The sequence below is a fragment of the Thermoflexus sp. genome (genome assembly GCF_034432235.1).
Classification (GTDB): Bacteria; Chloroflexota; Anaerolineae; order Thermoflexales; family Thermoflexaceae; genus Thermoflexus.
The window spans coordinates 24,887-31,722 of sequence record NZ_DAOUCJ010000004.1 but is presented as its reverse complement, the minus strand read 5'-3'; the positions used below and the strand labels follow the sequence as shown (position 1 = coordinate 31,722).

Genomic DNA, 6,836 nt, shown 5'->3' with positions numbered 1-6,836 from the left:
CCCGGGGCCGCTGCTCCCACCGGCTGATCAGGATACGGTAATGCCCGTCCCGCCCGTCCCCCATCACCGGCATCGGCTCCCCCGCCCGCAGCAAATCGATCTCCACCAGATGCACCCGGCTTCGAAGCACCTCCTCTCGCTTCCTAAGGTAAGCCTGTCGGCCCTCCCCGGGGATCTTGTTCGCCGGGGAGAGGAGCTCCAGCCAGGTCACCACCTGGTGGGTCCCTGCCTCCCGCACCACCAGATAGCGTTCCCGCACCTCCTCCGGCACGGGGATCTCCACGATGCGCGCGCCGCCGGCCGGGATCGAGCGCACGGGGGTAGAAGGTCCGACACCCGGGGCAGTGGCGACCATCACATCGGGGCGGGCCAGGAAAGGAAAGCTCCCCTCGGGGGTGAGGAGATACACCCGCTCCTCCACCTCCACGTAGTAGCGAGGGCGCAGGAGCGGCCCCAGGTAATCCGCCAGCCCGACGATCAGCCGGCTGTGAAGTCCAGGCCACAGGGCCGGATGTTCCAGATACGGATCCATCCCGGGAAACGGCGAGGGCATCCCCGGCTCCTTCAGCGGCTCATGAAGCGGCTCACCACCTCGGCGGGGATCGGCACGATCAGCCGGTCGCCGACCTTCGGTCGCTCCGGCAGGCTTCCGCTTCCCACCACGATCCCGATGGGCGTCCCCTCCGCCCCATGGCTCCGCTCGATCCAGGCCATGCCGGTGAGAAGCCCCTCGGTATCCATCGCGCAGCTGGTGACGTAGCCGATCACCCGGCCCCGGCGATCCACCACGGCGTCCCCCAGCTTGGGCAGCCGCACCCCCTTTTCGACGATCCGAAAGCGAACGACTTCCATTGTTCGCTTCGCCTCGCGGGCCATGTAGGCCTTCCGCCCGATGAAGAAGGGCTTGTAGAGCTTGACGAAGGGGGCGAAGCCGGCGTCGCCCGGGGTGAGATCGAAGGGCCCGGCCAGCTCGTGGCCGTAGAGCGGGAGGCCCGCTTCCGTGCGGGTGCTGTCCCGCGCGCCCAGGCCGCACGGCTTGAGACCGAAGGGCTTCCCGGCATCCAGCAGCAGCTCGAACAACGCCGGCGCCCGCTCCGGGTGGACGAAGAGCTCATAACCAATGCGCTCGCCAGTGTAGCCGGTGCGGGAGATGATCAGGTCGAAACCCCGGATCTCGGCGCGCAGGACCTGACCCCGCTGCAGGGCGGCCAGGCGCGCTCCGGTCCCTCCATCCGCCAGGGACTGGAGGATCTTCAGCGCCTGGGGGCCTTGAAGGGCGATATCCACCCGGCAATCCTCCCCCCAGCGGCGGTCCCGCAGATCCCGCAGGATCACCTCATCCGTGAGCATCGCCCATGGGCGCTCCCGATCGATCTGGACCTCGCCCCGGGCCACGGCGTTCAGCCAGGCCCAGTCCCGATCGTTATTGGCCGCGTTGACCACCAGCATATACCGGTCCGGCGCCAGGGCGTAGATGATCAGATCATCCAGCACATGCCCGTCGGGATCCAGGAGATACGTGTATTGGGATTCCCCGACTCGAAGGGCCATCACGTCGTTGGTGGTCACCCGCTCCAGGAAGGCGCGAGCGCCGGGCCCGCTGACCTCCAGAACGCCCATATGGGAGACATCGAAGAGGCCGGCGGCGGTGCGGACCGCCCGGTGTTCCTCGCTCACGCTGGTATACCAGACCGGCATCTCCCAGCCGGCGAAGGGGATCATCTTCGCCCCCAGCTCCCGGTGCAGCTCGTAGAGGGACGTCCGCTTGAGGGGCGCGCCTTCGGGCTCCGCGTAGGAGAAGGCCGGCAACGATCCCAGGCGGTCGCGATGCACCGAATCCACCGTCCGATAGCCGATAAAGAAAGGCTTGTGCGGCGCCACAGCGGCGGCCTCGGCCAGATCCTGCGGGAAGCGCGCCTGCGCGCGGGCCGAGGCCGCCCGCGGATCCTCTGCCGGGATCTCCCGCACCCGCAGGGGGCCGGGGAGCTTCGCCCAGATATCCTCATCGAAACGCACGTAACCATCCGAGAGATCCCGCAGCCACGCCGCGACCCGCCCCGCCCGCTCCTCGGGGATCACCAGCCGGAAGGCATCCGGGCCATCCCGGATCACATAGGCGGGGCTCATGATCCGGCCGTCCGCTTCCAGCACGAAAGTCGGAGCCCCCTCATGGGCCTTCAGACCCACCACTTGCTGGGTCAGGGCGGCGTCCAGGAACTCCGCGGCCCGATCCCCCTCGATCTCCAGCACGGCCTTCCCTTCCGCCGCGGGGAGACGATCGGTGAGGAACCAGTAATGGGGATAGCCGCTCCTCGGCAGCTCCACATCGGCGCCTGCCCGGGCGGCCAGCTCGGCCACCCGGAGTTTCGCCTCCTCCAGGACATCGAATTCCACCTTGGTTCGGTAAACCAGGTCGCGGCCCACATAGTAGCGGTGCGGCCGGCAGGCCCACAGCACATCGGCGATGATGTCCGCCAGGGCCTCCGCTTCCGCCTCCCGAAACCCCCGCTGCGTGATCCATGGAGTCCCGAGACGGATCCCGCTGGCGGCCCCCGCGCCGGTGTCCCCGGGGATCGTGTTGCGGTTCACCACGATCCCGGCCAGGTCCAGCACCCGAGCGGCCGGATCGCCCATGAGAGGCGTTCCGTCCGGGCCCCGCACCGACTTGCAATCCACCAGGAGTAGATGGGTATTGGTGCCTCCGTAAGGGATCCGCAGGCCCCGTTCGGCGAGGCGCCGGGCCATGGCCTGGGCGTTCCGCACGATCTGATGCTGCAATTCGCGGAACGCCTCCGTGCGGGCCAGCTTGAAGGCCACCGCCAGGGCGGCGAAAACGTTCACGTGCGGCCCACCCTGTTCGCCGGGGAACACCGCTCGATCGATCCGCTTCGCCAGGTCGGGGTCCGTGGTGAGGATACAGGCCCCGCGCGGGCCCATGATCGTCTTATGCGTGGTGAAGGTGACGACGTGGGCATAGCCCAGGGGGTTGGGGTAAGCGCCCGCGATCACCATCCCGGCCGTGTGGGCGATATCCGCCAGGAGATAGGCCCCTACCTCGTCGGCGATCTCCCGGAAGCGCTTCCAGTCCGGTGCCCACGGATACGATGTGTACCCGGCGATGATCATCTTCGGCCGGTGCTGTCGGGCCAGCTCACGGATCTGGTCATAATCCAGGAGCTCCGTCTGGGGATCCACCGTATACCAGACAATGCGATAATGCTTGCCCGAGCGGTTGACCGGCGAGCCGTGGGTCAGATGGCCGCCGTGGACCAGGGACATGCCCATCACCGTATCGCCAGGCTGAAGCAGCGCCTCATAGACCGCGTTGTTGGCCGGGGCGCCCGAGAGAGGCTGGACGTTGACGAAGATCCGCTCGGGGGGGATCTCCGGGGTGGCGAAGGCCTCGGCGCAGCGGCGCCGGGCCAGAGCCTCCACGATGTCCGCGTATTCTACACCCTTGTAATACCGCTGATCACCGTATCGCCGGTAGAACCCCAGCTGGTCCTCATAATCCAGCAGCTCGGCTTCTGTCTGGGTTCGAGTGCGCTCGTGGGGATAGCCTTCGGCGTAGATATTCTGGAACACCGAACCCAGAGCTTCACGGACGGCCGCCGGGGCGTAGGACTCGGAGGGGATGAGGATCAGCTTGCGGATCTGACGTTCATGCTCATAGCGGATCAGGGCAGCCACATCCGGATCCACTTCCGTTAGCGAACCCCGAAACAGGAAATCCCGCATGGGCTTCTCCTTACACGGAATCTCCGGGACCCACGCCATTGAGCTTGAACAGGGGATAAAAGAGCACCCTCCCCTTAGGGAAGCCGGGTTGGGAGGCCAGGGCGGCTTTCGACGACCTGCCCGGCTTCCTCATCACCCTCGGGGATAGGGAGCCGCTTTCGACTCTATCTTACGTGAGGAGAAAGAGGGACGTCAAGGTCACCGCTTCTCCGGGCGGAGCGCATAACCCATCATCCCGCCCAGCTCCCAAGGCCTCAAAACCCCGATGAGAATCCCAAACGGAACAGGGAACGATCTCACCCGATAGCCGGATTGACCGGTGAACCCCGAGGGATCCCGCAGAGCCTGAACGCCGTCCCCGGAATGGCACGCCGGAGAGAACCCAGCACCTCCCCATCAGCTCCGAGAACGGGTTCGCGCCGCCCCAGTCCCCGCATGAAACCCCATCTTGAATCCCCTCGGCGCATTGTGATAAAAACAACAATATAGTGCTTTCATGAACAATGTGGGGGGCAAAAACTTGACATAAGCGGATTGTTATAGTTATAATGAGGGTGAATAAGGGCGTTTCGGATTCCCCCGGAGGAACGGAGGGGCCTTGGATGGACCGGCCCTTGCAGATTGAGGTGATCGCGTACGCGCCCACCGCTTTCTATCATTGCCTCCATTGTGAGCTGGTCTGGCAACAGGCCGGCGTCGGTCAGGCCCTGCACGCGGAGCAGCTCGCCTCGGGCCTGCCGGAGGACCTCCAGAAGGCCTATCAGGATCTCGCGGCCTGGATCGCCCGCCTGCTGGCGACTTACTGTGACCGGATCGCCGTGAAGGTGATCGATGCCGTCTCCATGGAAGGCTGGTGGAAATCCCTTCGGTATGGCGCCCGCCGTTATCCGGCTGTGATCGTGGATGGTCAGGTGTTCACCGGCGGCGATTTCGCGGCGGCTGAGGCGGCCATCGCCCAGCGGTTGGGAATCCCCCAGGCGACAGCCTGAGATGCCGGCTGTCGCCTGTTCGTTTCATGAGACGGGGAGCGGGGGGCAAATCGATCCCGGAAGGCTTTTTCCGGTCCTTGAGGTCATCCGGCCTCCCCGCATGGGAGTCCGACGGCACAGATCCTCTACCCCAGGAAAGGAGGTGAGCGGAGCGCGAGGAAATGTTCGACTTTCGGTCATCGGGCGGCCGCGCTTCCCAGCGCGTGCTCACGGGCGAGGCTTCACCACTTTCTGATCTCATCCTGGAGGGAAAGCCATGAGCGCCTTCTGGGTTATTATCATTGGTATCCTCGTCCAGTTGCTGATCTGGAACCTCTACGCCAAGCGGATCGACCGGGAGATCATCCAGTCGGATCCGAAGCGGGCGACCCCGGCCCGGATGTATATGGACGGCGTCGATTTCGTGCCCACCAGCCGCAACATCCTGATCGGCTATCACTTCAAGTCCATCGCCGCGGCGGGCCCGATCGTGGGGCCGATCACGGCCGGGGTGCTCTGGGGCTGGCTGCCGGCCCTCCTCTGGCTGATCCTCGGGGTCTCCTTCATCGGGTGGGCCAGCGACTACAGCGCCATCATGCTCTCCGTGCGCAACGACGGGAACTCCCTGAGCGCCGTCGCCTACCGCCTGATCAGCCCCCGCACCCGCACCCTCCTCTTCGTGTTCATTTTCTTCTATCTGTTGCTGATCGCTGGAGCCTTTGTGAACCTGATCGCTGGCGTTTTGCTGGATCCCCGTGTTCCGCTGGGCATCATCACCCTGGCCGTGATGGGATTGTTGATGGGCCAGATGCTTTACCGGTGGAAGATGGATCTGATCGTGGTCACCGCTATCACGCTGATCGTCACCCTGATCGCCATCGGGCTGGGTCCCTGGGGGGCCGTGGTGGGAGAGGGGGGCAAGATCACTCAGCAGGGGCCGGTCGGCCAGCTGTTTGACGGCCTGAACGCCGCCATCGGCAAGCAGCCGCTTTATCAATACTTCGATCCGACGGCCCAGCAGTTCAAGGGTGGCACGGCCAGTGTGACCCCTGCTTACATCTTCTGGATGCTGTTTACATTCGTTTTCTGCTATCTCGGGGCCAACCTCCCGATCTGGCGTTTCGCTCAGCCGGTCAACTACCTGGGGTTCTGGATCACGGCGATCGTGATCGTGCTTTCCTACCTGGGCGGCATCGTCGGATTCTTCACGAACCCCAGCGCGGTGTCGTTCAAGCTCCCTGCCTTTACCGGATTTGTGGCTCCCGGGCGAGTGGATCTGCAACCCCTGTGGCCGATGCTCTTCGTGACCATCGCCTGCGGCGCGATCTCCGGCTGGCATGCCCTCTTCGGCTCGGTGGGCACGGCCCGGCAGCTGGAGTATGAGACCGATGCTCTCCCGGTGGGCGGCGGGGCCATGCTCTTCGGCGAGAACACCCTGGGGCTGCTCTCCCTCATCGCGATCTCCATCCCGGGGAAGGGAGCGGGGGCTGCCGCCTTCGCCAGCGGTGTGGGCACGCTGCTCTCCCAGCTCTTCGGCCCCGCTTTCCTGCCTTACGGGACCGCCCTGGGCTTTGCGGCCTTTGTGGTCATCGTCATCACCGTGGTCCAGCTGGTCTTCCGGCTGATGCGGGTGACCCTGGGCGAATGGGTGGGGGAGGCCCAGCCCGTGTTCAAGAACCCGCACGTGGCCAGCCTCATCTCCATGGCCCTCGCGGCCTTCCTGGTGCTCACCGGGACCTGGATCTACCTCTGGCAGCTGTTCGGCGCCGCCAACCAGCTGATGGCTGGCCTGGCCCTGCTCATCGTCACCGTCTGGCTGGTCTCGGAGCGGCGGCCGGCATGGTATGCGGGTGTGCCCGGGGTCTTTATGTATATCACGACCATGGCCGCCATTCTGGTGACCCTGTGGAACCAGCGCCTCGCCCTTCAGACCTCCATCGCCAATAACCAGCCGGTGGCGATCGTGGGTTCCATCGTGATGCTGATCCTGGCCGCTCTGCTCTTCATCGCCGCCGCCTTTATCGGCTATGAAGGATGGGTGGCCTTCAATCGCTGGCGGGCCGCTCCGGCGCGCCCGGCCCCGGTCGGCGGGGGTGGGGAATAAGGCCCTGGCATGGCGGCAAAAAAAGC

At 65.4% G+C, this 6,836-nt stretch carries 4 protein-coding genes and 1 pseudogene; 2 read left to right on the top strand and 3 right to left on the bottom strand.

All coding sequences use genetic code 11. The annotated features are described in order from the left end of the window. The 3 genes and pseudogenes from VAE54_RS00870 to glyA all read right to left on the bottom strand — a co-directional run. On the bottom strand, positions 1-553 hold a 553-nt coding region (locus VAE54_RS00870; RefSeq protein ID WP_322800037.1), incomplete at its 3' end, for a DUF4058 family protein. Positions 554-564: 11 nt separating this feature from the next. Next, entirely contained in the window at positions 565-2,250 is a 1,686-nt protein-coding gene (gene gcvT, locus VAE54_RS14475; RefSeq protein WP_416223747.1) for a glycine cleavage system aminomethyltransferase GcvT, read from the bottom strand. 87 nt (positions 2,251-2,337) lie between these two features. Further along, positions 2,338-3,738 (bottom strand): annotated as a pseudogene (glyA, locus tag VAE54_RS14470) (serine hydroxymethyltransferase); the annotation flags it as partial. 602 nt (positions 3,739-4,340) lie between these two features. Between glyA and VAE54_RS00860 the strand changes: the two are divergent. Together VAE54_RS00860 and VAE54_RS00855 are read left to right on the top strand one after the other, a co-directional pair. After that, positions 4,341-4,727, top strand: coding sequence for a hypothetical protein (locus VAE54_RS00860; protein WP_322800035.1), 387 nt, complete (start codon positions 4,341-4,343; stop codon positions 4,725-4,727). 256 nt (positions 4,728-4,983) lie between these two features. After that, positions 4,984-6,810: a carbon starvation protein A gene (locus VAE54_RS00855; RefSeq protein WP_322800034.1), complete on the top strand. Its 1,827-nt coding sequence runs from the start codon at positions 4,984-4,986 to the stop codon at positions 6,808-6,810. Positions 6,811-6,836 lie beyond the last annotated feature (26 nt).